At 59.7% G+C, this 23,557-nt stretch carries 23 protein-coding genes and 1 tRNA gene; 14 read left to right on the top strand and 10 right to left on the bottom strand.

Annotation, left to right across the window (positions count from 1 at the left end; all coding sequences use genetic code 11):
• Positions 1-166 precede the first annotated feature (166 nt).
• Positions 167-1,144: an NADPH:quinone oxidoreductase family protein gene (locus tag ACIGHL_RS14000; RefSeq protein WP_128120479.1), complete on the top strand. Its 978-nt coding sequence runs from the start codon at positions 167-169 to the stop codon at positions 1,142-1,144.
• A 91-nt stretch (positions 1,145-1,235) separates the two neighbouring features.
• Here ACIGHL_RS14000 and secB read toward each other — a convergent pair whose 3' ends face one another.
• The 3 genes from secB to ACIGHL_RS13985 form a co-directional block, all read right to left on the bottom strand.
• Positions 1,236-1,730, bottom strand: coding sequence for a protein-export chaperone SecB (gene secB, locus ACIGHL_RS13995; protein ID WP_102836573.1), 495 nt, complete (start codon positions 1,728-1,730; stop codon positions 1,236-1,238).
• A gap of 88 nt (positions 1,731-1,818) precedes the next feature.
• Complete coding sequence (grxC, locus tag ACIGHL_RS13990) at positions 1,819-2,073, bottom strand: glutaredoxin 3 (RefSeq protein ID WP_045423478.1); 255 nt, start codon at positions 2,071-2,073, stop codon at positions 1,819-1,821.
• A gap of 2 nt (positions 2,074-2,075) precedes the next feature.
• Complete coding sequence (locus ACIGHL_RS13985) at positions 2,076-2,489, bottom strand: rhodanese-like domain-containing protein (RefSeq protein ID WP_045423476.1); 414 nt, start codon at positions 2,487-2,489, stop codon at positions 2,076-2,078.
• 141 nt (positions 2,490-2,630) lie between these two features.
• Here ACIGHL_RS13985 and gpmI point away from each other — a divergent pair, with 141 nt between their 5' ends.
• The 4 genes from gpmI (at position 2,631) to ACIGHL_RS13965 (ending at position 7,760) form a co-directional block, all read left to right on the top strand.
• Complete coding sequence (gpmI, locus tag ACIGHL_RS13980) at positions 2,631-4,166, top strand: 2,3-bisphosphoglycerate-independent phosphoglycerate mutase (protein WP_128120480.1); 1,536 nt, start codon at positions 2,631-2,633, stop codon at positions 4,164-4,166.
• Between the two features lie 137 nt (positions 4,167-4,303).
• The gene (locus tag ACIGHL_RS13975) at positions 4,304-5,563 is read left to right on the top strand and encodes a murein hydrolase activator EnvC family protein (RefSeq protein ID WP_128120481.1); all 1,260 of its coding nucleotides are present in this window, start codon (positions 4,304-4,306) and stop codon (positions 5,561-5,563) included.
• Positions 5,564-5,606: 43 nt separating this feature from the next.
• On the top strand, positions 5,607-6,944 hold the full coding sequence (locus tag ACIGHL_RS13970) for a S41 family peptidase (protein ID WP_128120482.1): 1,338 nt from the start codon (positions 5,607-5,609) through the stop codon (positions 6,942-6,944).
• 3 nt (positions 6,945-6,947) lie between these two features.
• Positions 6,948-7,760: a divergent polysaccharide deacetylase family protein gene (locus ACIGHL_RS13965; protein WP_128120483.1), complete on the top strand. Its 813-nt coding sequence runs from the start codon at positions 6,948-6,950 to the stop codon at positions 7,758-7,760.
• A 4-nt stretch (positions 7,761-7,764) separates the two neighbouring features.
• Here ACIGHL_RS13965 and ACIGHL_RS13960 read toward each other — a convergent pair whose 3' ends face one another.
• The 7 genes from ACIGHL_RS13960 to hisB all read right to left on the bottom strand — a co-directional run bounded on the left by ACIGHL_RS13960 (position 7,765) and on the right by hisB (position 12,816).
• Complete coding sequence (locus tag ACIGHL_RS13960; RefSeq protein ID WP_128120484.1) at positions 7,765-8,511, bottom strand: substrate-binding periplasmic protein; 747 nt, start codon at positions 8,509-8,511, stop codon at positions 7,765-7,767.
• Between the two features lie 323 nt (positions 8,512-8,834).
• Positions 8,835-9,581 (bottom strand): substrate-binding periplasmic protein, encoded by a 747-nt coding sequence (locus ACIGHL_RS13955; RefSeq protein WP_128120485.1) that lies wholly within the window; start codon positions 9,579-9,581, stop codon positions 8,835-8,837.
• A 93-nt stretch (positions 9,582-9,674) separates the two neighbouring features.
• Positions 9,675-10,445: an imidazole glycerol phosphate synthase subunit HisF gene (hisF, locus tag ACIGHL_RS13950; RefSeq protein ID WP_128120486.1), complete on the bottom strand. Its 771-nt coding sequence runs from the start codon at positions 10,443-10,445 to the stop codon at positions 9,675-9,677.
• Positions 10,446-10,545: 100 nt separating this feature from the next.
• Entirely contained in the window at positions 10,546-11,289 is a 744-nt protein-coding gene (hisA, locus tag ACIGHL_RS13945) for a 1-(5-phosphoribosyl)-5-[(5-phosphoribosylamino)methylideneamino]imidazole-4-carboxamide isomerase (RefSeq protein ID WP_045431504.1), read from the bottom strand.
• 35 nt (positions 11,290-11,324) lie between these two features.
• A complete protein-coding gene (locus ACIGHL_RS13940; protein WP_128120487.1) occupies positions 11,325-11,585 on the bottom strand; it encodes a DUF2164 domain-containing protein in 261 nt (86 codons plus the stop codon).
• Positions 11,585-12,223 carry an imidazole glycerol phosphate synthase subunit HisH gene (gene hisH, locus ACIGHL_RS13935; RefSeq protein ID WP_045423460.1) on the bottom strand — a complete coding sequence of 213 codons (639 nt, stop codon included), beginning with the start codon at positions 12,221-12,223 and terminating at the stop codon, positions 11,585-11,587. Before hisH ends, ACIGHL_RS13940 begins: the two co-directional genes overlap by 1 nt.
• Positions 12,223-12,816 carry an imidazoleglycerol-phosphate dehydratase HisB gene (gene hisB, locus ACIGHL_RS13930; RefSeq protein ID WP_019341947.1) on the bottom strand — a complete coding sequence of 198 codons (594 nt, stop codon included), beginning with the start codon at positions 12,814-12,816 and terminating at the stop codon, positions 12,223-12,225. The genes hisH and hisB overlap by 1 nt, the downstream gene beginning before the upstream one ends.
• Positions 12,817-12,991: 175 nt before the next feature.
• Here hisB and panM point away from each other — a divergent pair, with 175 nt between their 5' ends.
• The 9 genes from panM (at position 12,992) to hsdR (ending at position 23,473) form a co-directional block, all read left to right on the top strand.
• A complete protein-coding gene (gene panM, locus ACIGHL_RS13925; RefSeq protein WP_128120488.1) occupies positions 12,992-13,390 on the top strand; it encodes an aspartate 1-decarboxylase autocleavage activator PanM in 399 nt (132 codons plus the stop codon).
• A 174-nt stretch (positions 13,391-13,564) separates the two neighbouring features.
• Positions 13,565-15,787, top strand: coding sequence for an AsmA family protein (locus ACIGHL_RS13920; RefSeq protein ID WP_128120489.1), 2,223 nt, complete (start codon positions 13,565-13,567; stop codon positions 15,785-15,787).
• On the top strand, positions 15,784-16,866 hold the full coding sequence (gene mutY, locus ACIGHL_RS13915; protein ID WP_216707049.1) for an A/G-specific adenine glycosylase: 1,083 nt from the start codon (positions 15,784-15,786) through the stop codon (positions 16,864-16,866). Before ACIGHL_RS13920 ends, mutY begins: the two co-directional genes overlap by 4 nt.
• The gene (locus tag ACIGHL_RS13910) at positions 16,863-17,135 is read left to right on the top strand and encodes an oxidative damage protection protein (protein WP_128120490.1); all 273 of its coding nucleotides are present in this window, start codon (positions 16,863-16,865) and stop codon (positions 17,133-17,135) included. Before mutY ends, ACIGHL_RS13910 begins: the two co-directional genes overlap by 4 nt.
• Before the next feature lie 164 nt (positions 17,136-17,299).
• Positions 17,300-17,375, top strand: a tRNA-Phe gene (locus tag ACIGHL_RS13905).
• Between the two features lie 113 nt (positions 17,376-17,488).
• Positions 17,489-18,943: a class I SAM-dependent DNA methyltransferase gene (locus ACIGHL_RS13900; protein ID WP_128120491.1), complete on the top strand. Its 1,455-nt coding sequence runs from the start codon at positions 17,489-17,491 to the stop codon at positions 18,941-18,943.
• The gene (locus ACIGHL_RS13895; protein WP_128120492.1) at positions 18,940-20,130 is read left to right on the top strand and encodes a restriction endonuclease subunit S; all 1,191 of its coding nucleotides are present in this window, start codon (positions 18,940-18,942) and stop codon (positions 20,128-20,130) included. The genes ACIGHL_RS13900 and ACIGHL_RS13895 overlap by 4 nt, the downstream gene beginning before the upstream one ends.
• A gap of 23 nt (positions 20,131-20,153) precedes the next feature.
• Positions 20,154-21,146 carry a virulence RhuM family protein/type II toxin-antitoxin system death-on-curing family toxin gene (locus ACIGHL_RS13890; RefSeq protein ID WP_128120493.1) on the top strand — a complete coding sequence of 331 codons (993 nt, stop codon included), beginning with the start codon at positions 20,154-20,156 and terminating at the stop codon, positions 21,144-21,146.
• A gap of 65 nt (positions 21,147-21,211) precedes the next feature.
• Positions 21,212-23,473 carry an EcoAI/FtnUII family type I restriction enzme subunit R gene (hsdR, locus tag ACIGHL_RS13885; protein WP_128120494.1) on the top strand — a complete coding sequence of 754 codons (2,262 nt, stop codon included), beginning with the start codon at positions 21,212-21,214 and terminating at the stop codon, positions 23,471-23,473.
• Positions 23,474-23,557 lie beyond the last annotated feature (84 nt).

Genomic DNA, 23,557 nt, shown 5'->3' with positions numbered 1-23,557 from the left:
GCTCCTAAGGCTATTGGCGCCAGCATACCCAGTGATAAGCACGGACCCAAGCCCGGCCTTATGAATCGCCATCAGAGCCGAACATGCTCGTTGCGTCGACCGAGCAGCCTCCTAGACTGAGGCCATCAATGCCATCAGTCCAGATACGACAATAAAAGGAAACTCGATGAAAGCTGTCCTGTGCAAAGAATTTGGCCCAGCCGAAAACCTCGTCGTCGAAGACGTTGACAGCCCGCAGATCAAAAAGGGCGAAGTGCTGCTCGACGTACATGCAGCCGGTGTCAACTTTCCAGATACGTTGATGATCGAAGGGAAATATCAGTTCAAGCCGCCCTTCCCGTTCTCCCCAGGCGGTGAAGCCGCAGGCGTCGTTGCCGCAGTTGGCGAAAAGGTTACCCATCTGAAGGTCGGTGACAGGGTGATGGGGCTGACCGGCTGGGGCAGCTTTGCCGAACAAGTTGCGGTGCCAGGGGACAGCGTTCTGCCGATTCCACCAACGATGGATTTCGATACGGCTGCGGCGTTCAGCATGACCTACGGCACTTCGATGCATGCCCTGAAACAACGCGCCAACCTGCAGCCGGGTGAGACATTACTGGTGCTTGGCGCCTCCGGCGGCGTTGGTCTGGCTGCAGTGGAAATAGGCAAAGCCATGGGTGCGAAGGTGATCGCCGCAGCCTCTACAGCTGAAAAGCTTGAGGTTGCCAAACAGGCCGGCGCCGATGAGCTGATCAACTACACCGAGACCAGCCTCAAGGAGCGCCTGAAGGAACTGACTGCAGGTCAGGGCGTAGACGTGATCTACGACCCGGTCGGTGGCCAGCTGTTCGAAGAAGCGTTCCGCAGCATTGCTTGGAACGGCCGCATGCTGGTGGTCGGTTTCGCCGCTGGAGATATCCCATCCCTTCCCGCCAACCTGCCGCTGCTCAAGGGCGCCGCCTTGATAGGGGTTTTCTGGGGCAGCTTCGCGCGGCGCCAGCCGCACGACAACGCAGCCAACTTCAAGCAGCTATTCGCCTGGCATGCCGAAGGCAAACTGAAACCCCTGGTGTCGCAAACCTTCGCGCTTGAAAAGACGGCTGACGCAATCAATACGCTGGCCCAGCGCAGAGCAGTCGGCAAGCTAGTCGTGAAGGTACGCTAGTTGAGCGGGGCAATTTAGAAGCAAGGGTGGATAAGGCTTCTTAAATCCTATCCACCCCTGGCTTCTGTAGCAGTTTGAAAGCGAAGAGCTATCAGTGAGCAGTGGCCGGCGTTTCGCCGCCCTGTTGCATGCGCGCCATTTCCTGAGCGTAGAGCGCATCGAAGTTCACTGGCGCCAGCATCAACGCCGGGAAGGAACCGCGCGTGACGAGGCTGTCCAGCGTTTCCCGAGCGTAGGGGAACAGAATGTTCGGGCAGAACGCGCCAAGCGTATGGCTCATGGCCTGCGCTTCGAGGCCCTTGATCAGGAAGATACCGGCCTGCTGCACTTCAGCAATGAAGGCCACTTCCTCACCGGTCTTGACCGTTACGGAAAGCGTCAGCACCACCTCATGGAAATCACCTTCCAGTGACTTCTGCTTGGTGTTCAGGTCCAGCGCAACGCTCGGATTCCATTCTTGGCGGAAGATTTCCGGGCTTTTCGGGGCTTCGAAAGAGAGGTCACGGACATATATCCGCTGCAGGGAAAACTGCGCGCCCTGCTCTTCCTGACCTGCGGCGGCACCATTGTTTGCTTGTTCAGTCATGTGAAGCCTTCTTGTTTGTGCATGTCGAGTTTGGGTCGCGCCGCCCGTGGCGGGGTTTCATCCGCTACCGACAGGCCGTTTATTCGAGTCAAGCCTGAAGCATCGCGTCCAGGCGGCCAGCCCGCTCCAAAGCGTGCAGCTCGTCGCAGCCACCGACGTGTTCGTCACCAATCCATATCTGCGGGACAGATGTTCGCCCAGCCTTTGCTGCCATTTCCGAACGCAACGCAGGCTTACCGTCGACGGGGATTTCCTCGTAGCTGACGCCCTTGCGATCAAGCAGGCTCTTGGCCCTGATGCAAAACGGGCACCAGGCGGTGGTGTACATGACGACTTTGGACATAGTTATTTAACCACTGGCAGATTTTCGCCGCGCCAGCTGGAAATCCCTCCGGACAGCTTCGCGGCAGTGAAGCCCGCCTTCTGCAGTTCACGGCAGGCCGTTCCGGCGTGCTGGCCCATGGCATCAACGACCACGATGGTCTTGCCCTTGTGCTTTTCCAGCTCGCCCAGTCGGCTGACCAGCTTCTCGTGGGGAATGTTCAATGAGTCGACAATATGGCCCGCGTCGAACTCCTTCTTCGCGCGCACGTCCAACACCACGCCTTCGTCGCGGTTGACCAGACCGGTCAGCTCGCGGTTGCTCAGGCTCTTGCCGCCCTTGCGTGCCTCGGTAATGGCGAGAAGCACAAGCAACACCAAGAAAATGCTGACAAGAACATAGTGGTTAGAGACAAATTCAATCAGGTTAGCGACCATCTAAAGGGTACCCGGGGGATAAAATGCGGGCCAGTATACACAGCCCCCCCACCAGGCTGAACCCTGCGAATCGTGACGCCCAACCGGCCAACTATTAGACTGGCCGCCTTTTTTCGCGACCCCGTGCAAGGAGCCAGACACATGCCCGCCGCGCCCAAACCCCTGGTATTGATCATTCTCGACGGCTTCGGACACAGCGACAGTCCTGAATTCAATGCCATCCACGCCGCTAACAAGCCCGTCTATGACCGCCTGCTGGCCAGCCAACCGCACGGACTGATCTCTGGCAGCGGCATGGATGTGGGTCTGCCGGACGGGCAGATGGGCAATTCCGAAGTGGGCCACATGAACCTGGGTGCCGGCCGCGTGGTGTATCAGGACTTCACGAAGGTCACCAAATCCATCCGCGACGGCGAGTTCTTCGAGAACCCCACCATCTGCACCGCCGTCGATAAGGCAGTAGCTGCAGGCAAAGCAGTGCATATCCTCGGCCTGCTTTCCGACGGAGGCGTTCACAGCCACCAGGATCATCTGGTCGCCATGGCTGAACTGGCTGCCAAGCGCGGCGCCGAAAAAATCTACCTGCATGCCTTTCTTGATGGCCGCGACACGCCACCGAAGAGCGCACAGCACTCCATCGAACTGATGCAAGCCACCTTCACCCGCCTGGGCAAAGGCCGCGTTGCAAGCCTGATTGGCCGCTACTTCGCCATGGATCGTGACAACCGCTGGGACCGGGTCGAGCAGGCATACAGTCTGATTGTTGACGGCAAAGCCGACTACCACTCCGATTATGCTGTTGACGGTTTGATTGCCGCCTATGAGCGTGGCGAGAGCGACGAATTCGTCAAGGCCACCACCATTGGCGAGCCGGTTCGTGTCGAGGACGGCGATGCCGTGGTGTTCATGAACTTCCGCGCCGACCGAGCTCGTGAACTGACGCGCTGCTTTGTCGAGCCTGGTTTCAGCGAATTCCAGCGCGCCCGGGTACCGCAACTGGCTGGCTTCGTCATGCTGACGCAATATGCAGCAAGCATCCCGGCGCCCAGCGCGTTTGCCCCGGAAGGCCTGACCAACGTGCTCGGCGAATATCTCGCCAACAACGGCAAGACCCAGCTGCGCATTGCCGAGACCGAGAAGTACGCTCACGTCACCTTCTTCTTCTCCGGCGGTCGCGAGGCCCCCTTTACGGGCGAAGAGCGCATCTTGATTCCGTCTCCGCAAGTCGCCACGTACGACATGCAGCCTGAAATGAGCGCGCCCGAAGTGACTGATCGCATCGTCGAGGCCATCGAGAGCCAGCGTTACGATGTGATCATCGTCAACTACGCCAACGGCGACATGGTTGGCCATACCGGCGTGTTCGAGGCCGCGGTCAAGGCCGTGGAATGCCTGGACAAGTGTGTCGGTCGGATCGTTGAAGCGCTGGAAAAGGTCGGAGGCGAAGCGTTGATCACCGCCGATCACGGCAACGTCGAGCAGATGGAGGACGTCATGACTGGCCAGGCGCACACCGCCCATACTTGCGAGCCGGTTCCCTTCATCTATGTTGGCAAGCGTAACCTGACCATCCGCAAAGGCGGCGTCCTCGCCGATGTGGCACCGACCATGCTGACGCTGCTGGGCATGCCGGTACCGGCGGAAATGACCGGCCACTCAATTGTCGAGCTGAGCTGATAGCTGATAGCTGGAAGCTGGAAGCTGGAAGCTGGAAGCTGGAAGCCAGGCTGTTACCTCCAGCTCTGGGGTTCAAGCTTCCAGCTTGGTTTTTAGGCATACTACGGCAGTCGTTGAACTCACGGTTACGCCCTCTCATGCCCCGTATTCTTGTTGTATTAGCGCTTTTTTGTCTGCTTGGCCCAGCCATGGCCGACGAGCGCGCCGATGCGCGCAAGCAGATCGAAGCGGCGCGCCAGGACGTCGCGGAATTGCAGAAGCTGCTCAAGCAGATCGAACAGGAGAAATCCGCGGTCCAGAAGCAACTGCAGACTACCGAAAGCGAGATGGGCCAGTTGGAGAAACAGGTCGACTCTTTGCAGCAGGAAATCGATCGCAGCGAAGCCGAGCTGGATCGCCTCAACGACGAGAAAGCCACGCTTGAAGGTGCGCGCCTCGAACAACAGCGCCTGATTGGCATTCAGGCACGCGCGGCTTATCAGAGCGGCCGCCAGGAATACCTGAAGCTGCTGCTCAACCAACAGAATCCAGAAAAATTCAGCCGCACGCTGACCTACTATGACTATCTCAGCAAAGCACGCTTCGAGCAGCTCGAAAGCTTTAACGAGACGCTACGCCAACTGGCCGGCGTAGAAGCCGGCATTCAGAAGCAGCAGGCAACACTAGCCGAACAGCAGGACGGCCTCAAACAACGGCGCGAGCAACTGGCCGAAGTCCGCAAGGAGCGCCAGGTAACGCTGGCAAAACTTGATAAAGACTTGTCCAGCCGCGACCAGAAGCTCAAAGCACGCAAGCAGGAGCAGGCGCAGCTGGAGCGGGTGCTCAAAACCATCGAAGAAACCCTTGCTCGCCAGGCGCGTGAAGCCGAGCAGGCGCGTCAACGCGCGTTGGCCGAGGCCCGCGAAGAGCAGGCACGCCAGCAACAGCCCGGCCGCACCCCAGCAGCATCGGACGGTCCAGTTGTCTCAAGCGCTGGCGGGAATTTTGGCGGCCCTTTCGCCAAGGCTAAGGGCAAGCTGCCCTGGCCGGTAGACGGAAGATTGGTGGCACGCTATGGCACTCCCCGCGGTGGCGACGCTCGAACCAAGTGGGACGGCGTGCTGATCGGCGCCGACGTTGGTACCCAGGTCCGAGCCGTGCACGGGGGCCGGGTGGTATTCGCTGATTGGTTGCGTGGCGCCGGCCTGTTGGTGATCCTTGATCACGGCAACGGCTACCTTAGCCTTTACGGGCACAACCAGAGCCTGCTGCGTGACGCAGGAGACATCGTCAAGGCGGGCGATCCGATCGCCACCGTAGGAACCAGTGGCGGGCAAGAAGCTGCCGCACTGTATTTCGCCATTCGCCAACAGGGTCGCCCGAGCGATCCGGCACAATGGTGTCGTGCGCAGGGATAAGCCGAGCCGGCTGTTAGCGCGCCTCTCACAACTGGAGTCAAACATGCTGCACCTGTGCCGTTTCGCCCAACCCTCCACCCTAGCCCTGACCGTCATGCTAGGGATGTACGGTAGCGCCTGGGCGCAGCAATCGCCCGCAGAGATCGCGCCAGAACCGCTCCAGCTGAACGCCGCGACCCAAAAAGCGCCGCTGCCGCTGGAGGAGCTGAGGACCTTTGCCGAAGTGCTGGACCGGATCAAGGCCGCGTACGTGGAGCCGGTCGACGACAAGACACTTCTGGAAAATGCCATCAAGGGCATGCTCAGCAACCTCGACCCCCATTCCGCCTACCTCGAACCTGATGCCTTTGCCGAACTGCAGGAGAGCACCAGCGGTGAGTTCGGCGGCCTGGGGATCGAAGTTGGGATCGAGGACGGATTCATCAAGGTGGTATCGCCAATCGACGATACCCCGGCATCCAAGGCCGGCATTGAGGCTGGCGATCTGATCGTCAAGATCGACGGCAAGCCGACCAAGGGCATGTCCATGATGGATGCGGTTGGCATGATGCGCGGCAAACCAGGCAGCGATATATCGCTGTCACTGGTGCGAGAGGGGGGCAAGCCGTTCACCGTCAAGCTCAACCGCGCGGTGATCAAGGTCAACAGCGTCAAGAGTCAGCTGCTTGAGCCCGGCTATGGCTACCTGCGCGTAACGCAGTTTCAGATCAATACCGGCGAGGAAGTCGGTAAGGCCTTGGCGAGCTTGCGCAAGGAAAATGGCAAGAAGCTCAACGGGCTGGTGCTCGACCTGCGCAACAACCCCGGCGGGGTGCTCCAGGCTGCGGTGGAAGTGTCCGACCATTTCCTGACTGATGGCTTGATCGTTTACACCAAAGGCCGCATCGCCAACTCCGAGCTGCGCTTCAACGCAGACGCGGCCGATGCCAGCGAAGGCGTTTCGCTGGTTGTGCTGATCAATGGTGGTAGCGCCTCGGCGTCGGAAATCGTCGCCGGGGCCTTGCAGGATCAGAAGCGTGGCGTGGTCATGGGGACCGACAGCTTCGGAAAAGGCTCGGTGCAGACGGTACTTCCACTGAACAACGACCGTGCATTGAAGCTCACCACCGCGCTCTATTACACACCCAACGGACGCTCAATTCAGGCACAGGGAATCGAGCCGGATATCCGGGTCACCCGTGCCAAACTGACGCGGGAACAAGCTGCGGAAGGCATCCGCGAGGCCGACCTGGCCGGGCACCTCGGCAATGGCAACGGCGGCGCGGAACGCCCCACTACGGCACCGATCGTCAACGACTCTCCACGCCCTCAGGATGAGGACTACCAACTCGGTCAGGCACTGAATCTGCTCAAGGGGTTGAACCTCACCCGCGGTCAGTAGCGGATGCCTTGGGCTCTAGCTCTGTTAGTAGGGGTTTTGGTCCCTCTGTCGGCAATCGGCGGGGCTACGATTGGCGACAGTAAAACAGCCGCAGCAGATCACCTGGCAACCGTCTCGCGAATGCCGAAACTGGTGCTGGTAATCGATGACCTTGGGCAGAACGCAGCACGGGATGCACGCGTTCTGGCCCTGCCCGGCCCAGTGGCCATGGCGATTCTGCCGGATACCCGGAACGCCACGGACTTGGCCGAGCGGGCCAAAGCGGCAGGCAAGACCGTCATGTTGCATCTGCCCATGGCCCCCGCTGGCGGGCCTTACGCCTGGCAACCGCAGCTGCCTTCAGCCGAGCTTGACCGTCGACTGACCAGCGCCCTGGCAAAAGTGCCCCATGCCAGCGGCGTGAACAATCACATGGGCAGCCAGATGACCGACCGGCAGCAGCCCATGGCGTCACTCATGCAGCAGCTGCAACAGCGCCACCTGTTCTTTCTCGACAGCCGTACCAATGCGGCAACCGTTGCAGCCGCGACCGCGCAACGCATCGGCTTGGCGAGCCTGTCGCGTGACATCTTTCTCGATGACGACCCCAGCCCCGAGGCCGTTGCCATGCAGTTTCGGGCGGCCGTACAACTGGCCCGCAAGCAAGGTTCAGTTGTGATGATCGGTCATCCACACCCTGCCACACTTGCCCTGTTGGAGCGCGAGCTGCCGAAGCTGGCAGCGCAGGGTATCGATTGGGTGGACATTGGTCAGATGATCGCCACCCGGGGTAACCGCGCCATGGCCGCCCATGGCGCGAACGGCCTGTATCGATAAGTCATCAGAGATAACGGCGCATGATCGCGTCGATAGCGCCGTCGCTCTTCATCTCGTTCAGCGCTTTCTGCAACCGCGTAACGACTTCATCCGGCGTCTGCTTGTTCAGCGCAAGGAACAACTGCGCGTCGTTAAAGCGCAATACCGTGGTCAGCCCACTTACGCCTTCCTGTTTGGCCAGATACGGCCCGACTGGGTCGGTTGTCGCCCATAGGTCTATCTGCCCCTTGAGCAGCTTGCTGATGTTTTCCTGGTCGCGCAGTGAATTGATCGGCTCGAAGCCCTTGCTTTCCAGATGCTGGCTAACCGCGTCATTCTTGTAGGCACCGATCCGGTACTGCTGCGCCTGGTCGAGTGAACTCAGCCGCATCGGGCTACCGGCCGGGGCAAGCAGTACCCAGCCGGTACTGGCCAGCGGGCCGACCCATTTGAATAGTGGTTCACGCTCGGGTGTGTAGGTGGTAGAGAACAGCCCCTGGTCCGGGTGTTCCAGCGCCTGGTTGTAGATGCGCTCCCAGGGGAAACGCAGCGTCAGGCTGTAGGCGACCCCGGCACGCTTGAACATCTCGCGCACGATCTCGGCGTTAATCCCGCTAATGTTGCGGTCTGCGGCGTAGTTCTTACCGTCAGCCGCCATGTTAAAAGGCGGAAAATTTTCGGTCAGCAGCACCATTTTGTAGTCATCGGGCAGTTCTGCCCTGGCCGCGGTGGCCATCAACAGCAACAGCCCGGCCACTAGAATTCGTCTCATCGCTCCCTCCCCGTATGAAAACATCCCAGGCGACACAGCGCTGACAACTGCCACGCAGCGTCCATGCGTGTGTCGCACCTTTATGATGTTTAGCAACTTGCGAACCAGGCGCCGTGAAGCTATCCCAGCAATGTGACGAGCCGCACAAACGAACGAGCGAATTTGCTATCAGCCACGGCTACACAGCTAAACGAAGGGCTCAGGGGAAGGACAGCCCGGCCCGTTGGCTGAAGAGGTTCAGGGAAGCGCTCCGATACAGGGCATCGCAGCGCCACAACGCCGCGAGCGGGAACGTCGGCGTGAGCTGTTGGCGGGCAAACTGTCTATAAATAGCGGCTGCTGATGGTGTCTAACGTGCCGTCAGCGCGCATCTGCTCCAGCGCAGCCTGCAGCTTGGCTACAGTTGCATCGGGAATACCGAGGTTAAGCGCCAGGTAAAGCTCTGCGCTGTCGAATTTGAGCACCCGCTTAAGGCCGGTCACGCCTTGCTGCTTGGCCAAATAGCGTCCAGCCGGATCACCCGTTGCCCAGAGATCAATCGCGCCGCTCTGCAGCTTATCCACGTTGGTTTGATCGCGCAGGACCAGCGACGGCTCCAGCCCCTGCGCCGCGAGGTGCTCGGCAATCGCATCGCCTTTGTATGCGCCGATGCGGTACTGACTGGCCTGTTGCAGGTCGTCTACCTTGATGGTGCTGTCGGCTCGTGCAAGCAGCACCCAATCGTCCGGGCCGATTGGCCCCACCCATTTGAACAGGTCCTCACGCTCCGGCAACCGGGCAGTGACGAATACACCATAGCCCGGCATGTCCAGGGCCATCTTATAGATGCGCTCCCAGGGGAAACGCAGTGTCAGCGTATAATCGACGCCGGCGCGCCTGAACATTTCACGAACGATATCGGCGGCAATACCGGTGATGTTTTCGTCGCGTGCGAAGTTCTTGCCGTCTACCGCCATGTTATAGGGCGGAAAGTTCTCGGTGAGCAGGTTGATCGGCTCCGGTGCCGAATGCGCACCACCAGCAATCAGCGAGAGGCTGACGGCCAGCCCCAACAGCGTGGTCTTGAACATGGAGTGGTCTCCTTGATGATGCGGCAGCCGCATGCCGCGGCTGTGTCCCTGGTCGATTCGAAGCGGATTCTCAAAGGCCTACGGCTTACCGGTTCAGCGCATTACGATGCCGCAGCTGGCCATGAACGCCTTGGCTTCCGGCACGGTGTACTCGCCGAAATGGAAGATGCTTGCGGCTAGCACCGCATCGGCCTTGCCTTGCAGAACTCCATCAGCCAGATGTTGCAAATTGCCGACACCACCGGATGCGATCACCGGAATATGCACCGCTTCGCTGATGGCCCGGGTTACGCCCAGGTCATAGCCGCTCTTGACGCCGTCCTGATCCATGCTGGTCAGGAGGATTTCACCGGCGCCCAGCGCTTCCATCTTCTGGGCCCAGAGCACCGCGTCCAGCCCGGTAGGCTTGCGTCCGCCATGGGTGAAGATTTCCCAGCGTGGCGTTTCGCCCGGTTTAGAAACCCGCTTGGCGTCGATGGCGACGACGATGCACTGCGAACCGAAGCGATCGGCCGCCTCGCCGACGAACTCCGGGGTGAAGACCGCAGCGGTGTTGATCGAGACCTTGTCGGCGCCAGCATTGAGCAAGTTACGGATGTCCTGCACGCTGCGCACGCCGCCGCCCACGGTTAGCGGGATGAACACCTGGCTGGCCATCCGCTCCACGGTGTGCAGCGTGGTGTCGCGGTTGTCGACGCTGGCCGTGATGTCGAGAAAGGTGATCTCGTCAGCGCCTTGCTCGTCGTAGCGGCGGGCAATTTCCACCGGATCACCGGCGTCACGGATGTTCTCGAACTGGACGCCCTTGACCACGCGGCCATTGTCCACGTCGAGGCAGGGAATGATGCGTTTGGCCAATGCCATGAGGCTATCTCCGGAAGCAGCTTCTTCAAGCCGCAGGCTTCAAGCTGCAAGTAGCGTGTGGGGTGGATCACGCTTCACCGATCCACCACTGATCAGCGATTCACTCGTCCTTGTATTTCAGATCACATAACGCCTGGGCCTCGGCGACATCGAGCGTGCCTTCGTAGATCGCCCTGCCGGTGATGGCGCCGACGATGCCGCGTGTGTTGGTGTCGAGCAGCTTCTGAATATCACCGATGTTGTGGATGCCACCGGACGCGATCACCGGGATGCGGCTGGCGTTAGCCAACGCGACCGTGGCCTCGACGTTGCAGCCCTGCATCATGCCGTCCTTGGCAATGTCGGTGTAGACGATCGCCGAAACGCCGTCGGCCTCGAAGCGGCGCGCCAGATCGACCGCCTGCACGCTAGAAACTTCTGCCCAGCCATCGGTGGCGACGAAGCCATCCTTCGCATCCAGGCCGACAATCACCTTGCCCGGAAAGGCGCGGCAGGCTTCACCGACGAACTCTGGCTGCTTGACCGCTTTGGTACCGATGATCACGTAGCTGACGCCAGCGCGAACGTAATGCTCGATGGTTTCCAGCGAGCGGATGCCACCGCCGATCTGGATCGGCAGGTTCGGGTAGCGCTTGGCGATGGCCGTGACCACCTCGCCATTGACCGGCTGGCCTTCGAAGGCCCCGTTGAGGTCGACTAGGTGCAGACGGCGGCAACCGGCCTCGACCCACTTGGCGGCCATGGCCACTGGGTCATCGGAGAACACCGTGGCGTCGTCCATCAGCCCTTGACGCAGACGCACGCAGGCGCCGTCTTTAAGATCGATCGCGGGAATAATCAGCATGGCTTGAACCTGTTCAAATCGGGTGTCGGTTAAGGTCAGCTCTTCTCGAGCGCCCACAAGTCGCTTTCGATGCTCTCGAACCTTTCTTTCAGGTGCGTCTGCACGTCGAAAATCGCCTTGTTGTAATACAGCGGAGCAATGTCACGGGCGAAGAGATCGAGCACTTCCTGAGCCTCGAATGAGCCGAGTTCCAGTTCGAAGCGGTCTTCCAGAAAGCGTTTGATGATCTGCTGTGCAGCCTGCTCCTGGGCGGTGTCCAGCACCAGAACCGGCGGCTTGAGCTTCGCCCGGCTCATTACCAGCGGCCATCCCAGGCGGCGAAGTTCTGCAGCAACTGCAGGCCATGGGTGTGGCTTTTCTCGGGATGGAACTGCACGGCGAAGCGCGAACCATCGGCCAGCGCCGCAGCGAAGTCCTTGCCGTAGTGGCCACGACCGACCACCTGCCGTGGGTTGCCAGCCTCGATGTAATAGCTGTGAACAAAATAGAAGCGGCCGTCGGCGGGAATGTTGTGCCAGAGCGGATGAGCAATCGCCTGTTCCATTTCGTTCCAGCCCATGTGCGGCACCTTGAGGCGCTCGCCGTCTTCCTCAAGATCCTTACCGAAGAAACGAACCTGGCCGGGGAAAAGGCCGATGCAGTCGACGCCGCCGTTTTCCTCGCTGCGCTCCATCAGTGCCTGCATACCCACGCAGATACCGAGGAACGGCCGATCGACACTGACTTCCCGAACCAGCTCGTCGAAGCCCAGGCGGCGGATCTCTGCCATGCAGTCGCGAATTGCACCCACACCCGGAAACACCACACGATCAGCCTCTCGAATCACCTGCGCATCGCTGGTAATCAGTACCCGCCCGGCACCGACGTGCTCGAGCGCCTTGGCGACCGAATGCAGGTTGCCCATGCCGTAATCGATAACTGCAACGGTCTGCATTACAGGCAACCCTTGGTCGACGGCATCTGCCCAGCCATGCGCTCATCCAGCGTCACTGCCATGCGCAGCGCGCGGCCGAAGGCCTTGAACACGGTTTCGATCTGATGGTGGGTGTTGTGCCCGCGCAGATTGTCGATGTGCAGGGTGACCAAGGCGTGGTTGACGAAGCCCTGGAAAAATTCCTGAAACAGATCGACATCGAAGCCGCCGACCGTGGCGCGCGTGTAGGGAACATGCATCTGCAGCCCTGGACGCCCGGAAAAGTCGATGACGACACGCGACAGCGCCTCATCGAGCGGAACGTAGGAATGCCCGTAACGGGTCATGCCTTTCTTGTCGCCAACGGCCTTGGCAAACGCCTGGCCGAGGGTGATGCCGACGTCTTCCACGGTGTGGTGATCGTCGATATGCAGATCGCCCTGGCATTCGATGTCGAGATCGATCAGCCCATGACGAGCGATCTGGTCGAGCATGTGCTCGAGAAATGGCACGCCGATGGCGAAGCGGCTCTTGCCGGTGCCGTCCAGGTTGATGGTGGCCTTGACCTGGGTTTCCAGGGTGTTGCGCTCTACGCAAGCCGTACGTTCGGACATCAACAGCTCCGCTGATCGAGGGGCGAAAAATGAGCCGCATTATAGGCCCAAACCCACCCTCGTCGATACGCGCCCAGTGGCTAGGCTACTGCAAACAGTCGCCGGCGGCGCTGTCGTGCGCCGGTAAGCCGGCACGGTTATGCTGCGGACATCCAAATCAGCACCGCAGGTCAACATGCCCGTATCAGTTGAAGCCGTAACCGAGCCCAGCCAGCAGGACCGCACCGATCTGGTGAAAATCTTTGCCGATGCACCGAGCTGGCTACTGGCGCCCCACGCAGACGCCGCAGCATTGATCGAGGCGGGACTGGCCGATCGCAGCCTTATCGCCGGTCGCTTTAACGACCGCCTGCTCGGCGCCGCCCTGCTGCAGCGCGACGGGCCCCACTGGTGCCTCTCGCATCTGTGCGTGCGCGCGATCACACGCCGTCGCGGCGTCGGTAGGCGGATCCTCGAAGAGAGCCAGCGCCTAGCTCGCGAAGCCGGAAAGGAGTTGCATCTGGCGGCACCGACAGATCACCTAGAAGCTCAAGCATTGGCCGCACGAGCACATTTGCCGCTGGACATCATCTAGCGATCAATCAGCGCTTCGCCGCGAAGCCGCAACCGACACGGTGCGTGCCAGTGCCACCGGCGCGCATAGGAACCCAGGCGCCGCTAGCCACTCCAACGCCAGCCACGGCAAACAGCCATGGCGCCCGGCGTTATACTCGCTGCTTTTGAAATGCCAAACACAAAGGACCTGTCCATGAAATCGCTCGGCAAGATCCTGGGCCTGGTAATCCTCGGGTTGCTGCTCCTTATCGTCGCACTGGGCTTTGCCCTCACGCATTTGTTCGACCCCAACGACTATAAAGACGAAATCCGTGCACTTGCTCGCGAAAAGGCCGGGCTCGAACTGGACATCGCCGGCGACATCGGCTGGAGCCTGTTCCCCTGGCTCGGCCTGGAATTGCACGACACCACCCTGGCCAGCGTGCAAACACCCGAACAACCCTTTGCCGACCTGCGCATGCTGGGTCTTTCGGTCCGGGTGCTGCCGTTGCTGAGCCGCGAAGTGCAGATGAGCGACATCACGCTCAACGGACTCAATCTGACGCTCAACCGCGACGAGAAGGGCCGCGGCAACTGGGAAGGTGTGGGCCGTCCGACCACTAGCGAAACGCCACCCGACAATGCAGCAGCGCAACCGGCCGAGCCCTCCACCGATGAACAGCGGTCCGACAACACCAGGCGTCCACTGCAATTGGACATCGACAGCCTGACCATCAGCGATGCTCGGGTGACCTACCATGATGCGCAAAGCGGGCAGCAGTTCAGCGCCGAAGGCATCGAGCTAACCACGGGGGCCATTCGCGAAGCCACTTCGATTCCGGTCAAGCTCAACGCCTTTTTCGGTAGCAACAAGCCGGTGATGCGCGCTCGCACCGAGTTGCAGGGCGCGTTGCGCTTCGATACCAAATTGCAGCGCTATCAGCTGGAGGACCTTCGCTTGAGCGGCGAGGCCTCCGGCGAGCCATTACAGGGCAAGACACTCTCCTTTAGCGCACAAGGCCAGCTGCTGGCTGACCTGGCCGCCGACATCGCCGAGTGGACCAGCCTTAAGTTCACCGCCAACCAGCTCCGCGGTCTTGGCGAGCTGAAAGCCCGCGACCTGCAGAACCAACCGAAGATCAGCGGGGCACTGTCAATTGCGGAATTCAACCTGCGCGAATTCCTCGAGAGCATCGGCCAACAGCTCCCGGCCATGGCCGACAACACCGCGCTGGGCAAAGCCGAGCTGGTCACCCGTCTTGCCGGCACCCCAACCAGCCTGACCTTCGAAGAGATCAATCTGAAGCTGGACGGCAGCACCTTTACCGGCCAGATCGCAGTCAGCGATTTCGCCAAGCAATCGTTGCGAGTCGACCTCAGTGGCGACCAGTTCAATCTTGATCGCTACCTGCCCCCGCCAGGAAAGGATGATGGGGCTGCCGCCGCGCGCCAGAGCGAGGTCAGGGCCACCGAAGCGGCTGTGATAGGCAGCGGCACCACTCCGCTGCCTGACAAGCCAACCCAGCAAGCCTGGAGCAGTACGACCGTCCTGCCGGTCGGCTCACTGCGCAGCCTGGATACGCGCGTCAATTTGAATATCGACAACCTCACTGCAATGAAGCTGCCGCTCGATAACTTTGCTCTCAAGGCACGCACTGCGGGCGGGCTGCTGACGCTAGAGCAGTTGCGCGGAGGGCTCTACAACGGCCGACTGGAAGCCTCGGCAAGCCTCGACGTTCGACCACAGATACCGTTGCTCACTGCCCAGACCCGCATGGCCCACGTCCCGATCGAAGGCCTGCTGCAAAGCCAGGGCGAACAGGTGGTGATCAAGGGCTTGCTTAACCTGGACAGCGATCTACGCACTCAGGGCAACAGCCAGCAAGCCTGGATCGACAACCTCAACGGCAAGATCGGCTTCCTCATCGACAACGGTGTCCTCGTCGACGCCAACCTCGAGCAGCAGCTCTGCCGCGCCATCGCCACCCTCAATCGCAAGCCGCTTAACAGCGAGCCGCGCGGCAAGGACACGCCGTTCCGCGAATTGAAAGGCAACCTCATCCTACGCAATGGCGTCGCCAGCAACCCGGACCTGAAAGTCAGCATTCCCGGCCTCACGGTAAACGGCAACGGCGATGTGGACCTGCGCGTACTTGGCATGGACTACCGCGTCGGCATCGTCATCGAGGGCGACAAGGGCGAGATGCCAGACCCGGCCTGTGCGGTCAACGAGCGCTACGTCGGCATCGAATGGCCGCTGCGCTGCCGCGGGCCTTTGGAACTGGGCGCCAAGGCCTGTCGCTTCGACAATGACCGCCTCGGCAAAATCGCCGCCCGGCTCGCGGGTGACAAGCTCAACCAGACCATCGAAGAGAAGCTGGGCGACAAAGTCAGTCCTGAACTGAAGGACGCACTGAAAGGCCTGTTCAATCGATGACATCACAAGCACTGGGCGACGAGCAGTTCGGCGCTGCCGTTCTCGACTGGTACGACCGCCACGGGCGCAAGGATCTGCCCTGGCAGCAAGGCATCACGCCCTACCGTGTGTGGGTATCGGAGATCATGCTGCAGCAGACCCAGGTCAGCACCGTGCTTGGCTACTTCGATCGGTTCATGGAAGCGCTTCCAACGGTCCAGGCTCTGGCCGACGCCGAAGAAGACGAGGTGCTGCACCTATGGACAGGCCTCGGTTACTACAGCCGCGCCCGTAACCTGCACAAGACCGCCAAACGGGTCGTCACCGAGCACGGTGGCGAATTTCCACGTTGCGTCGAGCAGCTCGCTGAGCTTCCCGGTATCGGTCGTTCTACCGCCGGCGCCATCGCCAGCCTGAGCATGGGCCTGCGCGCGCCGATCCTCGACGGCAACGTCAAGCGCGTACTGGCACGCTATGTCGCACAGCAGGGATATCCAGGCGAGCCAAAAGTGGCCCGCCAGCTATGGGAAGTAGCTGAGCGCTTCACGCCGCAGCAGCGCGTCAATCACTACACCCAGGCGATGATGGATCTGGGCGCCACGCTCTGCACACGCAGCAAGCCAAGCTGTCTACTCTGCCCGCTACGATCAGGTTGCCGCGCCCACCTGCTGGGTCGCGAGACAGATTTTCCGGTACCGAAGCCGCGCAAGGCATTGCCCCAGAAGCGCACCCTGATGCCGCTGCTGGCCAACCCGGACGGCGCCATCCTGCTTTATCGCCGCCCTTCTAGCGGGCTATGGGGCGGCCTCTGGAGCCTGCCCGAGTTGGAGGATCTGGCGGCACTCGATCCGCTCGCCCAGCGCCATTCCCTGCAGATGCAGGATCGCCGGGAGCTGCCCGGCCTGACCCATACCTTCAGTCATTTCCAGCTCGCCATCGAGCCCTGGCTGATCCGAGTCCAATCCCCACCCGGCGCCGTGGCCGAGGCTGACTGGCTCTGGTATAACCTCGCCACCCCGCCGCGACTGGGGCTTGCCGCCCCGGTAAAGACGCTGCTCAAGCGCGCCGCTGCCGAATTGAACGCAGGAGAGATGTCATGACCCGCACCGTGAACTGCCGCAAGTACAAAGAAGAACTCCCCGGCCTAGAGCGCCCCCCCTACCCTGGCGCCAAGGGCGAAGACATCTATAACAACGTATCGAAAAAGGCCTGGGACGATTGGCAGAAGCATCAAACCATGCTGATTAACGAACGACGCTTGAACATGATGAATGCAGAAGATCGCAAGTTCCTGCAGACAGAGATGGACAAGTACCTCTCTGGAGAAGAATACGCACTGGCTGAAGGTTACGTACCGCCCAGCGAATAACGTTTGAGGTGCGGGCGAAGCGATCCGCGACGCCCTGGCCTTCCACAGCCAACGCTTGCTCAGCAGAAACGCCGGCACGCATCGCTAAATGCCCGATCTAGCTAAATATTTTTCAAAGCCGCGCTTGACAGGCAAAAGCCAAATCCGTCTAATAGCGCCCCGTTGCCCAGGTAGCTCAGTCGGTAGAGCAGGGGATTGAAAATCCCCGTGTCGGCGGTTCGATTCCGTCCCTGGGCACCACTAATACCGAGAACCCCAAGCGAAATTAACCTCCTTGGGGTTTTTTATTGCCTGCGATTTGTGCCAGCGGCCCGCTATGATCCAGCCGGCACTTCACGGAATAGCTGCCCGCCATGTTTGAACAGGCCTTCAAGAATATCGATGACATCCTGCACAAGGATGCCGGCTGTACCAGCGAGCTCGACTACACCGAGCAAACCTCCTGGCTGCTTTTTCTCAAGTACCTCGACGCGCTGGAGCAGGAAAAAGCCGTGGAGGCACAGCTTGAGGGTAAGTATTACCTGTACATCCTCGACCCTGAATATCGCTGGGAGCGTTGGGCTGCGCCCAAGACCGCGAATGGCCAGATCGACCACAATAGCGCCCTGACCGGCGATGACCTCAAGGATTTCGTCAACACCAAGCTGTTTCCCTACCTGCATGGCTTCAAGCAGAAGGCCGAAGGTCCGGACACCATCCAGTACAAGATCGGCGAGATATTCGGCGAGCTGAAGAACCGCATCCAGAGCGGCTACAACCTGCGCGAAGTGTTGGAAATCGTCGATGGCCTGCGCTTCGGCACGCAGACCGAGAAGCACGAGCTCTCGCACCTCTACGAGGTCAAGATCAGGAACATGGGCAACGCCGGGCGCAACGGCGGTGAGTACTACACCCCGCGCCCGCTGATCCGCGCCATGATCAAGGTGGTCAATCCACACATCGGTCAGCGGATTTACGACGGCGCGGTCGGCTCGGCAGGCTTTCTCTGCGAAGCCTTCGATTACCTGAGCAGCCAGCCGAACCTGACCACCCGCCAGCAGGAAACCCTGCAAAAGCACACCTTCTACGGCAAGGAGAAAAAGAGCCTCGCCTACGTCATCGCCATCATGAACATGATCCTGCATGGCATCGAAGCGCCGAACATCATCCACACCAACACCCTGACGGAAAACCTCAGCGACATTCAGGACAAGGACCGTTTCGACATCGTGCTGGCCAACCCGCCGTTCGGCGGCAAGGAACGCAAGGAAGTCCAGCAGAACTTCCCGATCAAGACCGGCGAAACCGCATTCCTGTTTCTCCAGCACTTCATCAAGATCCTCAAGGCCGGCGGCCATGGCGCGGTGGTCATCAAGAACACCTTCCTCAGCAACAGCGACAACGCCTCGGTCAGCTTGCGCAAACTGCTGCTGGAAAGCTGCAACCTGCATACCGTGCTCGACTGCCCGAGCGGCACCTTCCAGGGCGCCGGCGTGAAGACCGTGGTGCTGTTCTTCACCAAGGGCGCGCCGACGCGCAAGGTCTGGTACTACCAGCTGGAACCCGGCCGCAACATGGGCAAGACCAACCCGCTGGCCGACGCTGACCTGGCTGAATTTATCGAGCTGCAAAAGACCTTTGCCGACTCGCCGAAGAGTTGGAGCCTGAATATGGCGGACATTGACAGGTCGAGCTACGACCTGTCGGTGAAAAACCCCAACGGCGCTCAAGACGTAGCCTTCCGCAGTCCGCAGGAAATCCTGAACGAAATTGCGGCGCTGGATGCCGAGAGCGCGCAAGTGCTGGCAGTTATCAGGGGGCTGCTGTGAAAGCAGTTTGGCAAATTACCCGATTGGCCGAAGTCTGTCAGACAGCGGCCGGCGGTACTCCGCTTAAGTCTAATAAGGAGTTTTACGAAGGGGGAAAAGTCCCTTGGCTTCAGAGTGGGGAAGTAAGTCAGGGCGAAATTTCAGCGGCAAAAACCTTTATTACAGAACTCGGATTAAAAAGATCCTCGGCCAAATTATTTCCGGCCAACACAGTCGTGGTCGCCATGTACGGAGCTACAGCTGGACAAGTGGGCATATTGCGCTTTGAATCCGCGACAAATCAGGCGGTATGCGGGATTCTTCCTAATAAAACGTTTATCCCTGAATTTCTTTACTACCTGTTGTTGTCACGAAAAAGCGAATTGGTGGCCCAAGCAGTCGGAAACGCTCAGCCTAATATTTCACAGCAAAAAATCCGGGACATGTATGTCCCTCTTGTGACAATTTCCGAGCAGCGTCGCATCGTCTTCACCCTTGCCCAAGCCTTTGGCAAGATTGCCCAGGCCCGCGCCAATGCTGAAGAAAACCTGCAAAACGCCCGTGAGATTTTTGAAAGCTACCTGCAATCCGTTTTTACGGCGCGAGGTGAGGGGTGGGCAGAAAAGCGGCTTGACGAAATATCGACTTTCAGCAGCGGCGGCACGCCCTCAAAGACGAACGAAGGCTATTGGAACGGCGAGATCCCTTGGGTTTCAGGGCGTGACATGAAATCGACTAGGCTAGCTGACTCTTTCCTCCACATTTCCCAGTCAGCGGTTGATGAGTCGTCCACTCGCTTGGCACCAGCCGGCACCCTTCTTGTGCTTGTCCGTGGAATGGGGCTTGCGCATGGCGCTCAAATCACCGAACTAATGGTGCCGTGTGCGTTTAATCAAGATATAAAAGGAATACACGTAGACCCGAGTATTATCCCTCGATATCTGCTTTTCGCTCTAAGAAATCGAATCAATTCCAGCGATTCCGTTCTGAGTAATGCGGCCCATGGAACCTTAAAAATTAACTCTGACGAACTTAGAAAGGTGAGGATCCCAATTCCACCTCTCAATGATCAGCAAAAAGCCGTTAAGACTATCGATTTACTTGTTGCCGAAACCCAACGCCTCGAATCTATCTACCACCGAAAAATCGCCGCCCTCGACGAACTGAAGCAGTCGCTGCTACACCAGGCGTTCAGCGGCCAGCTATAACTGCATCGACTCACGGAGCACGCATGGATACCGCTCAGCAAGAACTGGTGATCTTTCACGAGGCGGGCCAGCCGGTCGAGGTTCGGCTGGATGCAGGGCGCGATACGGTATGGATGACTCAGCGACAGATGGCGGAGCTGTTCGAAACCTCGAACGACAACATCAGCCTGCACCTGAAGAATATCTTTGCCGATGGCGAGTTGGCCGAGGCGGCAACTACCGAGGATTCCTCGGTAGTTCGCCAGGAAGGCAAGCGGCAGGTCAACCGTGTGGTGAAACACTACAACCTCGACGCCATCATCTCGGTGGGCTATCGGGTCAGCTCCAAGCGTGCCGTGTCATTCCGCCAATGGGCCACACGCTTGCTTCGCGAACACCTCACCCAGGGCTACACCCTCAATCGCCAACGCTTCGAGGCAAATGCCCTGGAGCTTGAAGCCGCACTGCAGCTGGTGAGAAAGGCGGCGCAAAGCCCTGAGTTACTCAGCGACACCGGCCGAGGGCTGGTGGACATCGTTACCCGTTATGCGCAGACCTTCCTCTTGCTTCAGCGGTATGACGAAGGCCTGCTGACCGACCCGCCCACTATCGCCGGCGGCGCGCTGCCTACGCTGGACGAAGCCCGCCAGGCGCTGGCTCGCCTGAAAGCCGAGTTAATGGCTCGCGGCGAAGCTACCGAGCTATTCGCTCTAGAACGCGGCGACGGACTGGCCGGCCTGCTGGGCAATCTGGATCAGACGGTGTTCGGCGAGCCGGCCTACCCCAGCGTGGAGGCCAAGGCTGCGCATCTGCTGTACTTCGTGATCAAGAATCACCCGTTCGCTGACGGCAACAAGCGCAGCGGGGCGTTTCTGTTCGTGGACTTTCTCAACCGCAATGGGCGCTTGCTGGACGCTACCAACCAGCCCGTGATCAACGATATCGGCCTGGCAGCACTCGCTTTGCTCGTAGCGGAGTCAGACCCGGCGCACAAAGACACGTTGATTCGCCTGATCATGAACATGCTCGCGGGTTGATTCCGCCTTCTAAACCAACGCCGCCGAGGGTTATGCTCCGGGCATGATGCCAAAAGGATATTGCCGTGAACGAAGCTGAAACCCGCGCCGAACATATCGACCCCGCCTTGCGTGAAGCGGGCTGGGGCGTCGTCGATGGCAGCCGCGTACAACGCGAGTTTCAAATCACTCACGGCCGCATCCAGGGTTCGGGACAGCGCGGCAAGGCGGAGATCGCCGATTACGTATTGGTATACCGCAACACTCAGCTGGCCGTGATCGAGGCGAAAGCCTGGGACAAGCACTACACCGAGGGTGCAGGCCAGGCCAAAAGCTATGCAAAGAAGCTGGCAATCCGCTTCACCTACGCAACCAATGGCCAGCGTATCTACGCTATCGACATGCTCACCGGCGCAGAAGGCGACTTGCTCAGCTTCCCCACGCCGGAAGAACTGTGGAACCTGACCTTCGCCGAGCACAATGAATGGCGCGAGCGCTTCGCCGCCATTCCGTTCGAAGACAAGGGAGGCACCTGGGGTGCGCGCTACTATCAGGACATTGCGATCAAGCGGGTGCTGGAAGCAATCGCAGCGCAGCAGTCGCGAATTCTGCTGACGCTGGCGACCGGCACAGGCAAGACATTTATCGCCTTTCAGCTGGCCTGGAAGCTGTTCAAAAGTCGCTGGAACCTCAAGCGCGACGCCCAGCGTCAGCCACGCATTCTGTTCCTGGCGGACCGCAACATCCTCGCGGATCAGGCTTACAACTCGTTTTCTGCGTTCCCCGAAGATGCACTTGTGCGCATCGCCCCGGAGGAAATTCGCAAAAAGGGCAGGGTGCCAAAGAACGGAAGCATCTTTTTCACCATTTTCCAGACCTTCATGAGCGGGCCGAACGGCACGCCGTACTTTGGCGAGTACCCGGCGGATTTCTTCGATTTCATCATCATCGATGAATGCCACCGTGGCGGCGCCAACGACGAGGGCAACTGGCGCGGCATCCTTGAGTATTTCACCCCAGCGGTGCAGCTCGGTCTGACTGCCACGCCCAAGCGCAAGGACAACGTCGACACCTATGCCTACTTCGGCGAGCCGGTGTATGTGTATTCGCTGAAGGAAGGCATCAACGACGGTTTCCTCACGCCATTCAAGGTCAAGCAGATCGCTACAACGCTTGATGAGTATGTGTATGTGCCAGGCGACGGAATAGTCATCAAAGGCGAGGTGGAGGCGGGACGGCGCTATCTCGAGGCAGACTTCAATCGAGTCATCAAGATCCCGGAGCGGGAAGCCTATCGGGTCAAACTGTTCATGGAGCAGATCGCGCCGAGCGAGAAGACGCTGGTGTTCTGCGCCACCCAACAGCATGCGCTGGAAGTACGTGACCTGATCAACCAGATGAAGCGCAGCAGCGAGCCGGACTACTGTGTGCGAGTGACCGCCGATGATGGTGCGCGAGGGGAAGAACACCTGCGGCATTTTCAGGATAACGAGAGGGCCATACCAACCGTTCTCACGACTTCGCAGAAGCTCTCCACCGGCGTGGATGCGCGCAACGTCCGCAATATCGTGCTGATGCGGCCGGTGACCAACATGATTGAGTTCAAGCAGATCATCGGTCGTGGTACGCGCTTATTCGATGGCAAGGATTACTTCACCATCTATGACTTCGTGAAGGCTCATCACCTGTTCAGTGATCCCGAGTGGGATGGCGAACCGATAGAACCTGTCGAAACCAAAGCCGTCGGCACCGGAGAGAACAGAGGTGGCTATGAGAGCGAACCCAGGCCGCCCAAGCCGCCGCGCGATCCACGCCCGGACGTGATCGAGGTCCGACTCAGCAACGGTTCGGTGCGGCGCATCAAGAGCATGATGGCGACGCTGTACCTCGGCGCCGATGGCAAACCGATATCTGCTGCACAGTTCCTGGAAAGCCTATTCGGCAATCTGCCAGAATTTTTTAAAGATGAGGACGAGCTACGTGGGCTATGGAGCGCCCCGGATACTCGCACTTCACTCCTGCAAGGCCTGGCTGAACGCGGCTTTAGCAACGAGGTATTGCACGAAATGCAGCGCATTATCGACGCCGAGCATAGTGACCTGTTCGATGTGCTGACGTACGTCGCCTTCTCCATCGAACCGCAGACTCGAGAGGAGCGCGCCAGCAGAGCTCGCAGCACGCTGCATGGGCAATTCACAGACAAGCAAGAAGCCTTTCTTGACTTCGTGCTGTCGCAGTACGTAAAGGAGGGAGTGGAGGAATTGGGGCCCGAAAAACTCTCCCCTTTGCTGAAGCTTCGCTACAGGAATGCGATTAACGATGCAGTTGCAGACCTAGGGAGACGCTGAACAATTAGCCAATTCTCACCGTCCCCCTTTTTCAACCCGGTTTTTTCAACCTACCGGCCTTATTCTGCGTTTCTTGGGCCGATT

Origin of the sequence: Pseudomonas sp. NPDC077451 (assembly GCF_044543345.1) — a bacterium.
GTDB lineage: Bacteria > Pseudomonadota > Gammaproteobacteria > Pseudomonadales > Pseudomonadaceae > Stutzerimonas.
The sequence above is the reverse complement of the archived record's forward strand: the minus strand, read 5'-3'. Positions and strand labels throughout refer to the sequence as shown.